We start from the raw sequence: 17,692 nt of genomic DNA on the forward strand, positions 1-17,692 counted from the left end.
GGCCCGGCGTACGGACCGCCGGCTCAGCCCGCGTAGGTGAGTTGTACGAGGGTGATCTCGGTGTCGCCGATGAGGATGACGCCGGCGACGTGGCTGCGGGCGATGGTCCGCATGACGCCGTCGTCGGTCCCGTACGGCTCGGAGTGCGACGGCGGGTCGATCAGCGCGTCCAGCAGCAGCACCGACAAGTCCTGGCGCGCCTCGTCGGGGAGGGACTTGTAGGTGGCGTGGAGGGCCGGGTCGAGGTGGAGCCGGTAGGTCACGCGGCGCCTCGCCCGCGGGAGCCGTCGTCACCGGCGGCCGAGCGCAACTCCTCGGCGCTCAGGTCGATCAGTCCGGCACGGTAGGTGGACGGCAGGTGTCCGGACCCGTGGAAGGCGGTGCGCAGGTGCTCGACCCGTTCGCGGTCGGCTTCGAAGGACTCGATGAAACTTACCCAACGCTCAAGGACGGCCGGCACTTCACGGACATCGCTGAAGGTGAACTCCCGCATGAACGTCGCCCGCAGTTCGGAGTGCGGCAGCGCGTGGGCGATGCTGTCGACGGTCCATGACCGACCGGAGCTGCTCATCGGGTCCTCCACACGACCTGCTGGCGCGGATGCGTGCCTCCACCGTAACAATCCGCCCCGGCGACGGCGGGCAAGGGACCCGGGCGGCGGGCCGGGCCGCTCCGGCCGACGTCGGGTCAGGCGTCGAACGCCTGGCCACGGCCGTGCGGAAGACCGGACAGCGGCACGAAGTCCTGGGCGCCGCAGTGGAGTTGGCGGACAACGAGCCGCGCCTCGTCCTGGGGCGGCACCACTCCGGCCCACCGCTGCGCACCACCCTGTTCCGGCCGCCCGACGGCGGGCCGAGCCTGCTGCTGTTCGCCTGGCACCACCCGATCATGCACGGCTGGTCCCTGCGCACGGTCCTGGACGATCTCGGACGCTTCTCCGCCGACCCGTCGGTGGCCGCCGACCCGCTCCCGGTCACCGTCTGCGACCTCAACGCCCGCCGGTACCAGGCCGACACGGACGCCGCCACCGACCAGGCCGTGACCCGGGTCGCGGAAGCTCTGCGTGGCCCCGTCGAGGCGGCGCCGGCCGCCGAGCCCACCGCCTGGACCGCCCGAGGAGAGCTGCGGGCCACCGAGGCGCCCACCACCCCGCAGCGGGCGAAGTTCGGCATCGCCCGGTCGCTGCTGCGCGGCCCCGGCCGCCTCACCGGCCGTCCGGAGCACCGCACTTCCGTCCTCGCGCCCGACGCACCGCCCGCCTCCTGAAGACCTTCGAAGCCGCCATGACCGACCTCATGGAGACCGGCCCGCCACCGTGGTGACACGGAGCGACCGACCCCGCCGCCGCGAACGTGGCGCATAAGCCTCGCCCGCCCACCCCTGTCCGCAACCGCTCTCCGGGATCAGTAGTCCTAACGGACATGAAGCGACCCATACCCTTCCGACTCCGCAGACCCGCGCCGGGCGCCCTCGGTCGGCGCGCGGGCGCGGCACTCGCCCTCACGTCCCTCTCCCTGCCGCTGACGGTCGCCCTCGGTTCCCCCGCCCAGGCCGCCTCGTCGGGCTGCGACGGGCTCCGCGGCCCCTACCAGCGGCAGGCCGAACGTTTCCTCGGCCTCCGGGTCGACGGCCGCCAGTCGCCCTCCGACTGCCGGGCCATCCGCGCCTTCCAGGCCGGCCACGGCATCACGCCCACCTACGGCTACGCCGGCCCGGTCACCTGGAGCGTGATGCAGCAGGTGGCCAGGCAGCGCACCGCCGGGCACAACCCCAACAGCGCCCACAAGTGCCCCACGAACAAAGGGCGGATCGCCTGCGTCGACCTGACCCGCCAGCTCAGCTGGATCCAGGACGGCGGGCGTCTGGTGTACGGGCCGGTCCCCGTCCGCACCGGCCGCAAGGGCGGCGCGACCCGCACCGGCCTCAAGCGGATCTACTGGCGGCACCTGCACCACGTGTCGACCATCTACCACACGCCCATGCCCTACAGCCAGTTCTTCGACGGCGGCGAGGCGTTCCACGCCATCAGCGGCAGCGTCTGGTCCGCCCCCGGCTCGCACGGCTGCGTCAACATGCGTCCCAACGACGCGAAGAAGTACTGGTCGCTGCTGCACTACGGCGATGACGTGTACGTCTACGGTCGCAAGCCCGGGACCTGAGCACCTCGCGGGCGTGCCGCGAACACCACCGGCACGCCCGCGCCTCCTCGGGTCGTCCGGCGCCGCCTCAGCGGGCCAGCAGGGTGTAGAGCGCCATCGGCGTCACATAGCCGGGCCAGCGGCCGTCCGCGAAGAGATGGACGCCCCCGTCCTGGTAGCACTGGTCGACGAGCTGGGAGCAGATCATGTGCCGGGTGCTGGCCACGTAGCGACGCAGCCCCGGAACGGGCAGATGGAAGCGGTGGGTGGCGATCGCCGCGTAGTCGAGGAAGCTGTAGGGCACGCCCACATAGCGGTCGGCGGCCCCGCATATCCGTTCGCGCTGCTGCTCGGTGAGTCCCTCCGGGCAGACATAGAGCGCGTCGGAACCGTCGTACTCGCTGAGCGGCCGGATGCGGGCACCGCCCGGCTCGGCCTCCAGCAGCCGTTCACCGGGCAGGACCAGGAAGGCGTGTTCGTAGTCGGCGAAGCCGTCTCCGTTGATCCACTCGCCGAAGCGGATCAACCGGCCGGTGACACCGGAGATCTGGGTGAGCCCGATGTCGCCGGGCAGGGGATGGGTGTGCTTCATGAGCGGCTCCTGGGAGCGTGAGAAGCGGATTCCCCTGGGTGATACCCGCTGTTCGGGCGCCCGCACCGCGCCACCGAGGGCTCCTTGGCCCCGCCCCTCGCACGAGCCCCCGCCGACGAGTGACACCGGTGACTGATGGTGCATCAGTTGACGAACGGGGTAGCCCTCCCGAGACGACCCCGAGGGGACCACCGACCACGAGGAGCACCACACAATCATGGCCACGGGCAGCAACCACACCCCCGCGACCGCCGACCGCACCCCGCACACGGAACCCACCGCGACCGACGAGCGCCCGCTGGCCGGCAGCGTCGCGCTGGTGACCGGCGCCTCCAGCGGCATCGGCGCCGCCACCGCACTGGCCCTGGCCGGACAGGGCTGCTCCCTCGCCCTGGTCGCCCGCCGCGCCGACCGCCTGGACGAACTGACCCACACCATCGGCGAACAGAGCGGCCCTCCGGCCGTCGCCCTCCCGGCCGACCTCGGCGACGGGGCACAGGCACAGCAGGCCGTCGAGCGGGCCGTCGCGCACTTCGGCCGCCTGGACGTGCTGGTCAACAACGCCGGGTACGGCGCCCGCGGCGCGGTCGAGGACAGCGATCCCGAGGACTGGGACCGGATGGTCGACCTCAACCTCAAGGGCGTCCTGCGCCTGTCGCACACCGCGCTCCCGCACCTGCTGCGCGCCGCGGACTCCGGACCGCGCGGCGTCGCCGACCTGGTGACCGTCAGCTCGGTCGCCGGCCGGGTGCCGCGCAAGGACAACAGCGTCTACTCCGCCACCAAGCACGCGGTGTGCTCCTTCAGCGAGGCGCTGCGCCAGGAGGTGACCGGCCGCGGCGTCCGCGTCGGACTGGTCGAACCAGGCATGACCACCACGGAGATGACCCTCGGCAGCCAGGCCGCGTCGGCCCACGGACTGCCCCGGGACTCCTGGCTGCACGCCGAGGACATCGCCCGCGCCATCACCTTCATGGTCACCCAGCCCGCCCGGGTCGCCGTCAACGAGATCATGGTCCGCCCCACCGCCCAGGAGCGCTGACCCGTGCCGCTGCGCCTCCTGCTCACCTCCGACACCCACGTCCCGCAGCGCGCCAGGGCCCTGCCGCCGCAACTCCTCGACGCCGTACCGCACGCCGACGTCGTCGTGCACGCCGGTGACTGGACCGACCCCGCCACCCTCGACCTCCTGCAGGCCCGCGCCCGCCGGCTGATCGCGGTGTATGGCAACAACGACGGCCCGGAACTCCGCGCCCGGCTGCCGGAGGTGGCCCGAGCGGAGCTGGACGGACTACGGCTCGGCGTGGTCCACGAGACCGGCCCCGCACAGGGCCGGGAACGCCGCTGCGCCGACCGCTTCCCCGACCTCGACGTGCTGGTCTTCGGCCACAGTCACATCCCCTGGGACACCACGACCGGGACCGGCCTGCGCCTGCTGAACCCCGGCTCCCCGACGGACCGCCGCCGCCAGCCCGCCTGCACCTACCTCACCGCGGAGATCACCGACGGCCGGCTCACCGACGTCGTCCTGCACCACCTGCCCCGCCGACGCTGAAGCGCCCCGGCGCTCACTTGCCCAACAGGCCCCGCACGTACGCCGCCTGGCCTGCGTGCTGGAGATCGTCCGAGACCACGCTGACCAGGCGGACGCCCAGGGTGACCGGCGGCGACCAGTTCCGGTCGACGACGCGGTCGAGGTCCTTCACGGCCAGCCCGGAGACATAGCGCACCGTGCTCTCGTGCACCGCCGCGTGATAACCCGTCAGCAGCTCGGCACTCACGCCCCGCACCTTCGCCACGTCCTTGCGGGAGTGCCCGTAGCCGGTGTCCTCCTCGGCGAACGGCAGCCCGAACGCCTCGTACCACTCGTCCGCGGTCCAGATCTGCCCGCTGCCGGCCGCCCCGGCCACATGGTCGTCCTGGACCCGGGTGAGGTGCCAGACCAGCCAGGCGATGGAGTTGGCGCGCCCGTCGGGGCGGGTGGCCAACTCCTCGGGACCGAGGCCGTCCACCACCTCCTCGACGACCTCGCGGATCCGGCCGAAGGCATCGACGAGCAGAGCGGTACTGGCGGACATGGCGACTCCGTAACGGGGGGACGGCCGGTGACTTGGCGCGGCCCATCGTTCCAAGCCGGCAAGCGGCCCGCCGCCCGGCGCACCGCGGCGGACGGCCGCTCCGCCGCATGGCCGAGGACCGGCACCGCCACCGGCGACGGCCTGGTGCGGCAGGCGTCAGGACCGTGCGGACCGTACGGCGAGGGTGTCGAGCAGGGCCTGCACCGGCCGCAGCGAGCGATCGCCGGGGCCGACCACGGCGAGGATCCGGGGGAGCGGCTCCACCACGCGGACCAGCCGGCCGGCCCGGAGGTAGGGGTTGGGGTCGCGCAGCGCGGCCTCCAGGGCGTTCCGGGTCCAGTACGTCCGGGCCAGTCCCAGTGCCCAGCGGTGCTCGTCCTCGTAGGGCAGCCACCGGCCGACGGTGTAGGCGTCCGCGAGGTCATGGGCCTGCCGGGACATCGCCTGCCAGCTGAAGTCCTCCTCGATCAGCTCGCGGCGCCGGCGGCCGGGGCGGTCCTCCCTACAGGGCCGGCACAGCCGCACCTGTCGCTGCGGGCTGATCGGGGGCCGCACGGTCAGGGCCGGTGCATCGGAGGCGGGACGTCGGTAATGGCACAGGTCACAGATGGTCGCGCCGTCGGTCGAAGGGTCCGGATATGAACTCACGAAGGACTCAACGACGCAATCGTGAGCGGGTGGCGTGGCTGCTGGAAGGCACACTGCGGCAACGGTGCTCGATCGTGTTGCGGCATGCCAACTACCTTACTCCGGCTGGCAGTTGGCCAACCACTCGCCATGCGGTGGTCATCTTCGGGCGTGGGGGACGGCGTGTCCGCCGGCCCCAGCCGCCCACTGCCACCAGGCATCCACGGCCCGCTGTCGCCCGACCGGCCTACGCGCCCACCCGCGTCGCCACCACCAACCGGACCCGGGGGCTGCCGTCCGCCCGCCGCCCCGGCTCGGGCAGCGCCCACGACTCCACCGCGAAGCCGGCCCGCACCAGCTCCGCAGACACCTCGGGCAACCGGAAGCCGCGGTAGTACATCACGAACGGCGGCCACCACAGCGCATTGCGGACCCGCATCGCCGCATCGAAACCCAGCAGCGCCCAGTACAGCGGCGACCCCGGCCGCGCGGGCGCCACCACCGGGAACACAAACCGTCCACCGGGCCGCAACACCGACCGCACCTGCCTGAACAGCCCCGGCCACTCCCGCGGCAGAAAATGCCCGAACGCCCCGAAGCTCACCACTACATCGAAGACCGGCCCGAACGGCAGCGCCCGCGCATCCGCCCGTACCCACTCCGGCCGCGGCCCGGCGCCGCCGCGCTCCGCCCCCTGCGCGCGGGCCCGCGCCACCCCGAGCATCCCGGCGCTGATGTCGACCCCCGTCACCCGCTCCCGGCACACCTGCCGCAGCACCTCCGTCCCCGCGCCCGTACCGCAGCACAGATCGAGGCCGCTGCCGAACGGGCCGAGGCCCCGCAACTGCCGGGCCACCGGCTCCAGCACGGCCGCCGGCGTCCGGAACGGGGTGCGGTCGAACTTCGGGGCGAGCAGGTCGTAGCCCCGCTCGACGGACGACAGTGCCTGGACGGCGAGTTCACGGAACGTAGGACCCTCGGGCGCGAACATCGCGCCAGCATAGGGTCCGGGCCCGCCCTACGACCGCGCGATGTACGCGTGGATCGCCGGATCGCTGACCTTGGTGTAGACCCCCGGATAGCCCGGCGCCGCACACCCCGTCCCCCACGACGCGATGCCCGCCAGATACCCGTCCACCACCAGCGGACCGCCGCTGTCGCCCTGGCAGGCGTCCTTGCGGCCCTGTTCGTAGCCGTAGCACGTCATGCGCGGGGTGATCGAGGACGGTCCGTACGCGCCCTTGCAGTAGGCGTCGCTGAGCTTGGGCACATCGACCTGCCGCAGCCGCTGCGGCAGCGCACCGCCGTCCCGCGTCGCGCCCCAGCCGGTGACCGTCGCCGGCGTACCCGCCGTCGGCTCCCGCCCCGCGGCCACCAACGGGACCGCCCGCACCCCGTCCTTGAAGGCCAACGGGGACTTCAGCTCCAGCACCGCCACGTCGTAGTCGATGGTGGCCGGGTTGAACTTCGGGTGCCGCAGCACCCGCGCCACCCGCACGACCTGCCCGCCCGACCCGCGGACGCTGCTGCCCGCCCGGACGCTCAGCGAGGCCGGCGGCGCCTCCGCGGTGCAGTGCGCCGCGGTCACCACCGCATCGGCACGGATGATCGCACCCCCGCAGACATGCTCCCCGCCGCTGCGCAACGACACCTGCCACGGCACCTCCCGCACATCCGCGTCCCGGCCGCCCACGATCCGGGTCTCCGCTGCCGCCCGACCCGTCACCGCCGTCGCCGGCGGGACCGCGGCCAGCACCGCACCGCACACCGCGACCGTCGCCGCCCCTCGCCGCAGCCATGACCGTGCCATTCCGCCTCCCGCATCCGCTTGGGCCAGGACCCCTCCTTGTCGAGCGATCCTGAAGTGCGACGCGGCGCACCGGAGCGAAGAGCCGGCTCATTCCATCGAATTGGTGGTATTCGGCCCGGCGGTGTTTGAGCACGCGCCCCTGGCCGTGGCGGAACCGCCGACCCGAGGCCGGGCGCCACCGCTCCCGCCGGCGGACCCGAGACACGCCTCCGCCGAGCCCTCGAACACCACGGCGAGGGACCCGGAAGTGCGTACGCTGAGCCCGCCGCCGCACGATGGCCGGATCCTTTCGGTATACGACAGGAGCACACCATGGCCGCCTCCGTCCCTGCCGGTGCCGCCTCCCGGGCCACGGCGCGGCACCGCCTGCGCACCTGGATGCTGCAAGGACTGGCCGACATGGGCAAGCAACAGCGCCCTGCTGCCCCCTCCGCCCATCAGGGTCAGCGCTGGTGGCGCGTGATGTGCCTGACCGGCGTCGACTACTTCTCCACCCTCGGCTACCAGCCCGGCATCGCCGCCCTGGCCGCCGGCCTGCTCTCACCCGTCGCCACCCTCGTCCTCGTCGCCGTCACCCTCGCCGGCGCCCTCCCCGTGTACCGCCGCGTCGCCACCGAGAGCCCGCACGGCCAGGGCTCCATCGCCATGCTGGAACGGCTGCTGTCCTTCTGGAAGGGCAAGCTGTTCGTCCTCACCCTGCTCGGCTTCGCGGCCACCGACTTCCTCATCACCATCACCCTGTCGGCCGCCGACGCCGCCACCCACCTCGTCGAGAACCCGCACGTCCACAGTCTGCTCCAGGGCCGCCAGGTGGTCGTCACGCTGGTCCTGGTCGCGCTGCTCGGCGCGGTCTTCCTCAAGGGCTTCCTGGAAGCGGTCGGGGTGGCGGTGGTGCTCGTGGGCCTCTACCTCGTGCTCAACGCCGTCGTCGCGGTCGTCGGCGTCTGGCACGTGGTCACCGCCGAACACGTCGTCACCGACTGGACCCGGGCACTGACCGTCCAGCACGGCAGCATTCCGGCCATGATCGCGGTGGCCCTCGTGGTCTTCCCCAAACTCGCCCTCGGCCTCTCCGGATTCGAAACCGGCGTCGCGGTCATGCCGCACATCGAAGGCGACCCCGACGACACCGAAGAACGCCCCACCGGCCGGATCCGCGGCGCCAAGAAGCTGCTCACCACCGCCGCCGTCATCATGAGCGTCTTCCTCATCATCACCAGCTTCGTCACCACCCTCCTCATCCCCGCCCCCGCCTTCAAACCCGGCGGTGCCGCCAACGGCCGCGCCCTGGCCTACCTCGCCCACATCTACCTCGGCTCCGCCTTCGGCACGGTCTACGACATCTCCACCATCGCCATCCTCTGGTTCGCCGGCGCCTCCGCCATGGCCGGGCTGCTCAACCTGATGCCGCAGTACCTCCCGCGCTACGGCATGGCGCCGACCTGGGCCCGCGCCGTCCGCCCGATGGTCCTCGTCTTCACCGGCATCGCCTTCCTGGTCACCTGGATCTTCGACGCCGACGTCGATGCCCAGGGCGGCGCCTACGCCACCGGCGTCCTCGTCCTGATCAGCTCCGCCGCCATCGCCGTGACCATCGCCGCCCGCCGCGCCGGGCAACGTGGCTGGGCCATCGGATTCGCGGTGATCGCCGTGGTGTTCCTCTACACCACCATCACCAACATCATCGAACGGCCCGACGGAGTGAAGATCGGCGCCTGCTTCATCGCCGGCATCATCCTGCTCTCCTTCACCTCACGGCTCGCCCGCGCCTTCGAACTCCGCGTCACCGACGTCGTCCTCGACGACACCGCCGCCCGCTTCGTCCGCGACGTCGCGCAACGCCGCATCCGCTTCATCGCCAACGAACCCGACCAGCGCGACCTCGCCGAATACCGCGACAAGGCCCAGCAGATCCGCGCCGACAACGACATCCCGCCCGAGGACGACCTGGTGTTCGTCGAGGTCACCATCCGCGACCCCTCGGAATTCGAAAGCGCCCTGCACGTCCACGGATACGTCATGCACGACCGCTACCGCGTGCTCTGCCTGGAGAGTTCCACCGTCTCCAACGCCCTGGCCGCGCTGCTCCTCCACGTCCGCGACACCACCGGGCAGCGTCCGCACATCTACTTCGAATGGACCGAGGGAAATCCCTTCGCCCAGTTCCTCCGCTTCTTCCTCTTCGGCCAGGGCGAGGTCGCCCCCGTCACCCGGGAAGTCCTGCGCGAGGCGGAACCGGACCGCAGCCGACGCCCCCGTGTCCACGTCGGCTGAACTCCCGGACTTGCCATCCTCACCCCAGCCCGGGAATCCCCGAGATCACCAGATCGATCAGCTTGATACCGACGAACGGTGCCACCAGACCACCCAGCCCGAAGAACGCCAGGTTGCGGCGCAACAGGTCGTGTGCCGAGGCCGGCCGATAGCGGACCCCGCGCAGCGCCAACGGGATCAGCGCCACGATCACCAGCGCATTGAAGATGATCGCCGAGGTGATCGCCGACGTCGGACTGTGCAGCCCCATCACGTTCAGGCCCGCCAGCCCCGGATACACCCCCGCGAACATCGCCGGAATGATCGCGAAGTACTTGGCCACGTCATTGGTGATCGAGAAGGTGGTCAACGCGCCCCGGGTGATGAGGAGTTGCTTGCCGACCTCCACGATCTCGATCAACTTGGTCGGATTGGAGTCCAGGTCCACCATGTTCCCGGCCTCCTTCGCGGCGGAGGTACCGGTGTTCATCGCCACTCCGACATCGGCCTGCGCCAGCGCCGGCGCGTCGTTCGTCCCGTCACCGGTCATCGCCACCAGCCGGCCGCCCGCCTGCTCCCGGGCGATCAACGCCAGCTTGTCCTCCGGAGTGGCCTCCGCCAGGCAGTCGTCCACCCCCGCCTCCCGTGCGATCGCCGCAGCCGTCAGCGGATTGTCACCGGTGACCATCACCGTCCGGATGCCCATCCGGCGCAGTTCGGCGAACCGCTCCCGGATCCCCTCCTTCACCACGTCCTTCAGGTGCACCACCCCCAACACCCGAGGGCCCTGCCGGTCGTCCACCGCCACCAGCAGCGGCGTCCCCCCGGACGCACTGATCGCATCGCTGAACAGCCGTGCCTCCTGCGGCACTTCACCGCCGCACTGCGCCACCCACTCGATGACCTGCGCGGCCGCCCCCTTGCGGAGCACCACCTCGCCCGGATACTCCGACGGCCGGACCGCACCGCCCCCCGGCGCGTCCGCGGGCTCGGTCCCGTCCGTCCACCGCAGATCCACCCCGCTCATCCGCGTCCGCGCACTGAACGCCACATACCGGATGAACGCCAGCTCACCCTCGGCCGGCGGCCGCAACCCGTACTTCGCCCGGGCCAGCGCCACCACCGAACGCCCCTCCGGCGTCTCGTCCGCCAACGACGACAGCGCGGCCGCGTCCGCCAGCTCCAGCTCGTCACGCCCAGGTAGCGGCACGAACGCCACCGCCTCCCGGTGACCGAGCGTGATCGTCCCGGTCTTGTCCAGCAGCAGCGTGTTGATGTCCCCCGCGGCCTCCACCGCACGACCCGACATGGCCACCACATTGCGCTGCACCAGGCGGTCCATCCCGGCGATACCGATCGCCGACAGCAGCGCCCCGATCGTCGTCGGGATCAGCGTCACCAGCAGCGCCACCAGCACCGCCGTCTCCTGGGCCGCCCCCGCATACGTCGCCATCGGCTGCAGCGTGACGACCACCAGGACGAAGACGACGGTCAGCGCCGCCAACAGGATGTGCAGCGCGATCTCGTTCGGCGTCCGCTGCCGCGCCGCCCCCTCGACCAGCGCGATCATCCGGTCCAGGAACGAATGCCCGGCCCGCGAGGTCACCCGCACCACGATGCGGTCCGACAGCACCGTCGTCCCGCCCGTCACACCGGAACGGTCACCGCCGGCCTCCCGGAGCACCGGCGCCGACTCCCCGGTGACCGCCGACTCGTCGACACTGGCCACCCCCTCGACCACCTCGCCGTCCGCCGGGACGGTCTCACCGGCCGCCACCACCACGAAGTCGAACGGCCGGAGATCGGATGCCGGCACGATCTCGGTCACCGCGGTGTCGAGATGGACGCCGACCCGCCAGTTGTCCCGCAGCCGCCGGGCCGTGAGATCCGTCCTGGTCCGGCGCAGCGACGCCGCCTGCGCCCTGCCACGGCCCTCCGCGACAGCCTCCGCGAGCTGCGCGAACAGCACTGTCAGCCACAGCCACCCACTGATCACCCAGCTGAACACCGACGGATGCAGCACCGCGGACAGCGTGGTCAGCAGCGACCCGCAGGCCACGACGAAGAGCACCGGATTGGTCGCCAGCACCCGCGGATGCAGCTTGCGCAACGCCTCCGGCAGGGCCGTCAGCAGCACCCGCGGATCGAACAGCCCGGCCGGCGCCCGCCGTCGCCGCCCCCGGTGGCCTCCGGCCCCGGACCCGCCCCGGGCGGGAACGCCGCCCGTGCCGTGCGCCGGAGCCTCCGGCGAGAGAGTGGGAACACGGGACGGAGCAGGAGGCATGCGCATGCTTTCTGGACGGAAGGGCACGGGGCGGACACCGGGGAGACGCCTGCCTCAAAAACCCCGGTCCCGGGCCCGAGGCAGGGGGCACCGGACGGCCTCCGACCTGCGCGTCTGCCGTCCACGGTGGTCTCCCGACCGGGATCGAATCTAGAGCCTCACCGCACCGCCGCAGCCCGGCCCGGTACGGAATTTGCGGCTCTCTTACGGCTGAGGCCACGGCTTGCCACCAATGGCACACCGACGACCGGTCCCCACAGCCGGGCGGATGGGCGGGTGGACGGGCGGTCGGGCGGACGGGCGGCGGGGCGTCGCGCGGAGTTAGCCTGAATCCACTGCTCCTGCTCGTCCCCCCAGCGCAGGGGAGGTCCGATGACGACGCGCACGGGGCTCCTGGCGACCCCCACCCCGAGCCTCCGCCCCAGCCGAGCCGACGCACCCCGCTACGTCCCCATCGCCGAACACGGCCTGATCGGCGATATGCGAACCGCCGCCCTCGTCGGCACCAACGGCACCATCGACTGGTACTGCTGCGGCCGCTTCGACGCGCCCAGCATCTTCGCCGCCATCCTGGACGCCGATCGCGGCGGCGCCTTCGAACTCGCCCCCGACGTGCCGGCCCGCACGAAGCAGTTCTACTTCCCGGACACCAACATCCTCATCACCCGCTTCTTCGCGGACAACGGCGTCGGCGAGGTCCAGGACTTCATGCCGATCGTCGACGACTCCCGGGAGGCGGACCGGCACCGGCTGATCCGGCGCGTGCTCTGCGTCCGCGGCTCCCTCCCGTTCTCCGTCCGGGTGGCACCCCGCTTCGACTACGGCCGGCAAGCACACACCGTCGGCGTCCCCCACCGCGGCCTGACCGTCTTCGACTCCCCGGACCTCTCCCTCGCCCTCACCTCCAGCGTGCCCGTCGAGACCGACGGCCTGGATGCCCGTGCCTCCTTCACCCTCGCCGAGGGCGACGCCGCCGTCTTCGCCCTCGACCGGATCGGCGACGGCGTGGCACCGCGATTCTGCGCCGTCCACGAGGCCGAGCAACTCTTCGGCGCCACCGTCCGCTACTGGCGCGGCTGGCTCTCCCACTCCCGCTACCGGGGCCGCTGGCGGGAAATGGTGCACCGCTCCGCCCTCACCCTCAAACTCCTCACCTACGCGCCCACCGGCGCCATCGTCGCCGCCCCCACCACCAGCCTGCCCGAGCAGATCGGCGGCGAGCGCAACTGGGACTACCGCTACGCCTGGGTGCGGGACGCCGCCTTCTGCATCTACGCCCTGCTCCGCCTCGGCTTCACCGACGAAGCGGAGTCCTTCGTGCACTTCCTCTCCTCGAAGATCTGCCTGAAGGACTGCGCCCACGGCCCGCTCCAGATCATGTACGGCATCGACGGCCGCAGTGACCTCCCGGAAGTGGAACTCCCGCACCTCGAAGGGCACTTGGGCTCCGCGCCGGTCCGCATCGGCAACAACGCCGTCAACCAGCTCCAGCTCGACGTCTACGGTGCGCTCATCGACTCCCTCTACCTCTACGACAAATGGGGACAGCCGCTCTCCAGCGACCACTGGGACACCGTCTGCAACGTGGTGGACTGGGTGTGCGCCAACTGGGACCAGCCGGACGAGGGCATCTGGGAGACCCGCGGCAAGATCCAGCACTTCCTCTACTCACAGCTGATGTGCTGGGTCGCCATCGAACGCGCCATGCGGATCGCCCGCCACCGCGGCCTGCCCGCGGACCTGATCGGCTGGGGGCGGGCGCGCGACGCGATCTACCGGCGGATCATGCAGCGCGGTTGGTCCACCGAGCGCCGGGCGTTCGTCCAGCACGAGGGCGCCGACGTCCTGGACGCCGCGGTCCTGATGATGCCGCTGGCCAAGTTCATCTCACCGACCGACCCCAAGTGGCTCTCCACCCTGGACGTCCTCGGCGAAGAACTGGTCTCCGACTCCCTCGTCTACCGCTACGACCCCCGGCACAGCCCCGACGGCCTCCGCGGCGAGGAGGGCACCTTCTCCATCTGCTCCTTCTGGTACGTGGAGGCACTCTCCCGCGCCGGCCGGCTGGACGAGGCCCGGCTCGCCTTCGAGAAGATGCTCACCTACGCCAACCACGTCGGCCTCTACGCCGAGGAGATCGGCCGCACCGGCGAACAGATCGGCAACTTCCCCCAGGCGTTCACCCACCTGGCCCTCATCAGCGCCGCCTTCAACCTGGACCGCGCCTTGGGCTGAGCGCGAGGGCTGAGGGTTGCCGCGCCTGCCCGCGACAGACACCGAGCACCCTCCGCCAACTGCACGCCCAGGCAGACCCCCGCTGTTCCGCCGGCGGTGAACACCGACCCGCCCAGGCTCGAACGATCATTAAAGTCCAGTCACATGACGACAGTTACCACGCGCACGGTCCAGTACCCGGCCGACGGCCTGACGATGATCGGGCACCTTGCCCTCCCTGCGGGTGCCGACCGCCGGCCCGCGGTCCTGATCGGGCCCGAGGGGACGGGCCTGAACGACTTCCAGCGCCGCCGGGCCGACGCCCTGGCCGAACTGGGCTACGTGGCGCTGGCCTTCGACATCAACGGCGGTCGCTGGTTCGCCGACCCCCAGGAGATGCTGGCGTACATCAACCCCCTGCTCGCCGACCCCGACCGGATGCGGGACATCGGCCACGCGGCACTCGACGTGCTGCGCGCCGAACCGCGCACCGACCCCGACCGGATCGCCGCCATCGGCTACGGTACCGGGGGCGCCATCGCGGTGGAACTCGGGCGCGACGGCGTCGACTTGCGCGCGATCGGGACGGTCAACGGACTGATCACGGGCCGCCCGGGCGACGCGGCGCACATCCGCTGCCCCGTGTGGGCCGGAGTCGGATCGGAGGACCCGATCATGGCGCCCGCCCAACGGGAGGCGTTCACCGCCGAGATGCAGGCCGCGGGCGTCGACTGGCGCCTCACGGTCTACGGCGGAGCCCAGCACGCCTTCCACCACCCGATGGCCGACCTCGATCAGCCCCTGCTTCCCGGCGTCGGCTACCACCACAAGCACGCGGAGCGAGCCTGGCGCGACGTCCTCGACCTGCTCGCGGAGTGCCTGCCCGTCACGGAGTGATCTGCTGATGTCGGCCCCTGGTACTTGGTGCCCGCTTACGCGTCGCCGGGCAGCAGGTGCTGATCGACCTGCCGGAAGGCCCAGGTGCCATGGGCGTGGGTGAAGACCCACACCAGGTCGAAGCGGTCGGGCCACTCGTCGGGGACACCGGTGCCGGAGGCGCCGAGCGCGGAGACGATGTCGGGGATCCGGCTGTGCTCCCAGCAGATCAGTACCGGCCCGGTGGCGGCCAGTGCGGCCTTCGCGAGGTCCTTCTCCTCGGACTCGGCGTACTGGAGGCCGATCTTCAGGCCCATGTGCTGGGCGAGCGGGGTGACGGTCTGCCGCATCCGGTGCGCGCCGGCGTTCGGGCCCTGATCGGTGGCGGCGTAGATCGTCCGCGGGCGCTCGATGCCGGCCGGCAGGGGCCGGCCCGCGGGCGGGTCGAAGAGCTTGGGCAACGCATGGGCCCGGTCCCAGCCGCGCTGGGTGAGCGACTTGTGGTCCTTGTGGCCGTGCTCGTCGATGCCGGGGTGGTGCTTGTCCGGCTTTTCGCCGTGCCGGATGATCATGATGACGGTGGAGTCCCGGGGCGTCGCCTTCCCGGCGGCTTGCGGGCTGACGGACGCGGCGGCCCGTTTGCCGCCGCAGGCCGCGAGCACCGCCGGGGCCGCAATGGCCAGCCCCGCCAACACCCGACGGCGCCCGACCAGGGAGCGGTCGGCGGCGTGCGGCGGTACGGCGGACGAGAGGGCGGGGGACACGTCCTCGTGCTTCGTGGAGCGTGGCATGTGCGCAGTCTCCTTCGCGCGGGGCAGGGGCGGGCGGTGCTGCGGCAGTAGAGCACGTATCTCTGATGAATGCCCGCCGAACGGTGGCGCCAAGGTGCAGACGGGCGGGCGCGACCGGAAAACGGAAGCGACCGGAGGTGAACGGAAGACAACGGAGCAAACGGCGTTGCCGCGTTCGGCGCATGGGGCGGTCGAATCGTGGGAGGCCGCGGGCGGCCGGTTCCCGTCAGTGGCCGGCGAGTTGGCGCACCTGGTCCGCCACCTCCTGCCACACCGGTTCCGGCAGGTCGTGGCCCACCCCGGGCAGGGGCACGAAGCGTGCGCCCGGTATACGGGCGGCCACCGCGCGGCCGCCGGACGGCTTGACGAGGGGATCGTCCAGGCCGTGCAGGACCAGGGTCGGTGCGGTGATGCGGTCGATGCCGGGGCCGTGCCACTGCGCACCGATCTGGCGGCTCTGGCTGTGGGTGTCCCGGATGCCGGTGTCAGGGGTTGCGGCCAGCATGGAGCGGACGGCCCGCTCGTCGAAGGGATGGGCGGGGGAGTGGAGGAGACGGGCCAGCGCCACACCGGCCTCGATGTTCCCTTCGGGGGTGCGGGGGTGCCTCATACGGGCGAGCCGGGCGAGGGTGCCCAGCCGGATGTGGCGCAACGTGGCCAGCCCGGCGGTGTCTCCGGGGACGGCCGACACGGAGGTGAGGGTGCGGACGCGCCGGGGGTGGCGCAGCGCGATGCGCTGGGCGACCGCGCCGCCGAGCGACTGGCCGAAGAGGTGCGCGGACTCCCAGCCCAGCGCGTCCAGCACGGCCATGGCGTCGTCGGCCATGTCCTCGGCGGTGTAGGCGTCGCCCCGTTTGCGGACGAGTGCGGCGATGGGGCCGGTGCCGGAGGTGGGCGGCAGGTGGGTCGACTCGCCCGCGTCGCGCTGGTCGTAGCGGGCGACCGCGAAGCCGGCGGCGGCGAGCGCCGCGGCCAGGCCCGTGGGCCACCACTGCCGGGAGACGCCCAGGCCGGTCACCAGGAGGAGTGGCTCCCGGCCGGCGTGCCCGGTCGCCAACTCGTCGTAGGCGACCCGGACTTCCCTGTTGGATGCCCAGCGCGTAGGGCTCCACGTAGGGGGCGGGGTTCCGTTCTGCATCACCGGGTTCCTTCCAGTGTCGATGTCGATGTCGGTGTCGGTGGCTGTGATCGCGGTCCTTCGCTCTCCTGCGGGGCACAGCACCTGGCCGTTGAATTACTGCGAACGACGTTCGCGGTTATGGAGCTATAGTTATCAGCAAGGAGTTGGGTTGCGGAAGGGGCGGGTGAGGTTCGTTGGTCGATGAGGCGGCGCGGGAGGATGCGGCGGAAGCCGTGTCGGTGTGGGAGCGGCCCGAGCGGGGGGCGCGGGGGCCCGCGCCGGAGCGGAGCCGGGAGCAGCTCACCGCGGCCGCGATCGGGCTGGCCGATGCGGGCGGGCTGGCCGCGCTGTCCGTCCGGCAGGTGGCGCGCGAGCTGGCCACGGGCCCCGCGTCGCTCTATCGCTATGTGTCCGGCCGCGACGATCTCGTGGATCTGATGGTGGACGCCGCGACCGGGGAGATCGACCTCGACGTGGAGCTGACGGGGGACCCGGTGGCGGATCTGGTCGCGCTGGCGGCCCGGACGCACGAGGTCCAGCTGCGGCACCCATGGATGCTGGAGGTCCCGCCGGAGGCCCTACGGGTGGGGCCGCGGGGGCTGGACTACCTGGAGTTCGCCCTGCGGGCGCTGGAACCCGTGGCCGGACTGACCGGACCGGCCAAACTGGAGGCGGTGGCCGTACTGAACGCGCTGGTCACCATGTTGTCCGGTGTCGAACTGCGGGCCCGCCGGGCGTCGACGGGACGTCAGGCGGCGCAGGCCGCGTACCTGGGCGCGGTGGCCCGGCGGGGCGGGCATCCGCTGCTGGCGCGGGCGTTGGCGGGCGGAGGCCCGCTCGACGGCGGCGGCGCCGCGGGCTCGGGCGACAGCTTCGAGCGGGTGGTCCGTCGGGTACTGGCCGGCCTCC

18 protein-coding genes are annotated in these 17,692 nt (G+C 72.0%); 8 read left to right on the forward strand and 10 right to left on the reverse strand.

The window, feature by feature from the left end; all coding sequences use genetic code 11:
* Positions 1-23: 23 nt before the first annotated feature.
* A complete protein-coding gene (locus B073_RS0107085) occupies positions 24-263 on the reverse strand; it encodes a hypothetical protein (RefSeq protein WP_018537390.1) in 240 nt (79 codons plus the stop codon).
* A complete protein-coding gene (locus B073_RS0107090; RefSeq protein WP_018537391.1) occupies positions 260-571 on the reverse strand; it encodes a hypothetical protein in 312 nt (103 codons plus the stop codon). The genes B073_RS0107085 and B073_RS0107090 overlap by 4 nt, the downstream gene beginning before the upstream one ends.
* A gap of 29 nt (positions 572-600) precedes the next feature.
* Here B073_RS0107090 and B073_RS0107095 point away from each other — a divergent pair, with 29 nt between their 5' ends.
* Entirely contained in the window at positions 601-1,266 is a 666-nt protein-coding gene (locus B073_RS0107095) for a hypothetical protein (RefSeq protein WP_018537392.1), read from the forward strand.
* Positions 1,267-1,421: 155 nt separating this feature from the next.
* On the forward strand, positions 1,422-2,159 hold the full coding sequence (locus B073_RS0107100; protein WP_018537393.1) for a L,D-transpeptidase family protein: 738 nt from the start codon (positions 1,422-1,424) through the stop codon (positions 2,157-2,159).
* Positions 2,160-2,226: 67 nt separating this feature from the next.
* Here B073_RS0107100 and B073_RS0107105 read toward each other — a convergent pair whose 3' ends face one another.
* Positions 2,227-2,730, reverse strand: coding sequence for a hypothetical protein (locus B073_RS0107105; protein ID WP_018537394.1), 504 nt, complete (start codon positions 2,728-2,730; stop codon positions 2,227-2,229).
* A gap of 217 nt (positions 2,731-2,947) precedes the next feature.
* On the opposite strand from B073_RS0107105, the gene B073_RS0107110 reads away from it, so the two are divergent.
* Both B073_RS0107110 and B073_RS0107115 read left to right on the forward strand, forming a co-directional pair.
* Positions 2,948-3,772, forward strand: a complete 825-nt coding sequence (locus B073_RS0107110; protein WP_018537395.1) for an SDR family oxidoreductase — start codon at positions 2,948-2,950, stop codon at positions 3,770-3,772.
* 9 nt (positions 3,773-3,781) lie between these two features.
* Positions 3,782-4,285 carry a metallophosphoesterase family protein gene (locus B073_RS0107115; protein WP_026247148.1) on the forward strand — a complete coding sequence of 168 codons (504 nt, stop codon included), beginning with the start codon at positions 3,782-3,784 and terminating at the stop codon, positions 4,283-4,285.
* A 13-nt stretch (positions 4,286-4,298) separates the two neighbouring features.
* Here the strand turns inward: B073_RS0107115 and B073_RS0107120 are convergent, their stop codons facing one another.
* The 4 genes from B073_RS0107120 to B073_RS0107135 form a co-directional block, all read right to left on the reverse strand.
* Positions 4,299-4,808: a mycothiol transferase gene (locus tag B073_RS0107120; RefSeq protein ID WP_018537397.1), complete on the reverse strand. Its 510-nt coding sequence runs from the start codon at positions 4,806-4,808 to the stop codon at positions 4,299-4,301.
* 156 nt (positions 4,809-4,964) lie between these two features.
* Positions 4,965-5,456 carry a hypothetical protein gene (locus tag B073_RS0107125; protein ID WP_234025012.1) on the reverse strand — a complete coding sequence of 164 codons (492 nt, stop codon included), beginning with the start codon at positions 5,454-5,456 and terminating at the stop codon, positions 4,965-4,967.
* Between the two features lie 226 nt (positions 5,457-5,682).
* Positions 5,683-6,426, reverse strand: a complete 744-nt coding sequence (locus B073_RS0107130) for a class I SAM-dependent methyltransferase (RefSeq protein WP_018537399.1) — start codon at positions 6,424-6,426, stop codon at positions 5,683-5,685.
* A 27-nt stretch (positions 6,427-6,453) separates the two neighbouring features.
* A complete protein-coding gene (locus B073_RS0107135; protein WP_018537400.1) occupies positions 6,454-7,245 on the reverse strand; it encodes a serine protease in 792 nt (263 codons plus the stop codon).
* A 312-nt stretch (positions 7,246-7,557) separates the two neighbouring features.
* On the opposite strand from B073_RS0107135, the gene B073_RS0107140 reads away from it, so the two are divergent.
* On the forward strand, positions 7,558-9,519 hold the full coding sequence (locus tag B073_RS0107140; protein ID WP_018537401.1) for a hypothetical protein: 1,962 nt from the start codon (positions 7,558-7,560) through the stop codon (positions 9,517-9,519).
* A 19-nt stretch (positions 9,520-9,538) separates the two neighbouring features.
* Here B073_RS0107140 and kdpB read toward each other — a convergent pair whose 3' ends face one another.
* The gene (gene kdpB, locus B073_RS0107145; protein ID WP_237550481.1) at positions 9,539-11,782 is read right to left on the reverse strand and encodes a potassium-transporting ATPase subunit KdpB; all 2,244 of its coding nucleotides are present in this window, start codon (positions 11,780-11,782) and stop codon (positions 9,539-9,541) included.
* Between the two features lie 372 nt (positions 11,783-12,154).
* Between kdpB and B073_RS0107150 the strand changes: the two genes are divergently transcribed.
* Both B073_RS0107150 and B073_RS0107155 read left to right on the forward strand, forming a co-directional pair.
* Positions 12,155-14,017 carry a glycoside hydrolase family 15 protein gene (locus B073_RS0107150; protein WP_018537403.1) on the forward strand — a complete coding sequence of 621 codons (1,863 nt, stop codon included), beginning with the start codon at positions 12,155-12,157 and terminating at the stop codon, positions 14,015-14,017.
* Positions 14,018-14,161: 144 nt separating this feature from the next.
* Entirely contained in the window at positions 14,162-14,893 is a 732-nt protein-coding gene (locus tag B073_RS0107155) for a dienelactone hydrolase family protein (RefSeq protein ID WP_018537404.1), read from the forward strand.
* A gap of 35 nt (positions 14,894-14,928) precedes the next feature.
* Here B073_RS0107155 and B073_RS0107160 read toward each other — a convergent pair whose 3' ends face one another.
* Positions 14,929-15,663: a hypothetical protein gene (locus B073_RS0107160; protein ID WP_018537405.1), complete on the reverse strand. Its 735-nt coding sequence runs from the start codon at positions 15,661-15,663 to the stop codon at positions 14,929-14,931.
* Positions 15,664-15,889: 226 nt separating this feature from the next.
* Positions 15,890-16,801: an alpha/beta fold hydrolase gene (locus tag B073_RS0107165; protein ID WP_026247152.1), complete on the reverse strand. Its 912-nt coding sequence runs from the start codon at positions 16,799-16,801 to the stop codon at positions 15,890-15,892.
* Positions 16,802-16,977: 176 nt separating this feature from the next.
* On the opposite strand from B073_RS0107165, the gene B073_RS0107170 reads away from it, so the two are divergent.
* Positions 16,978-17,692, forward strand: a 715-nt coding sequence (locus B073_RS0107170) for a TetR/AcrR family transcriptional regulator (protein ID WP_018537407.1), incomplete at its 3' end; no start/stop codon positions are given.

Source organism: Streptomyces sp. MspMP-M5, assembly GCF_000373585.1.
Taxonomy (GTDB): Bacteria; Actinomycetota; Actinomycetes; order Streptomycetales; family Streptomycetaceae; genus Streptomyces.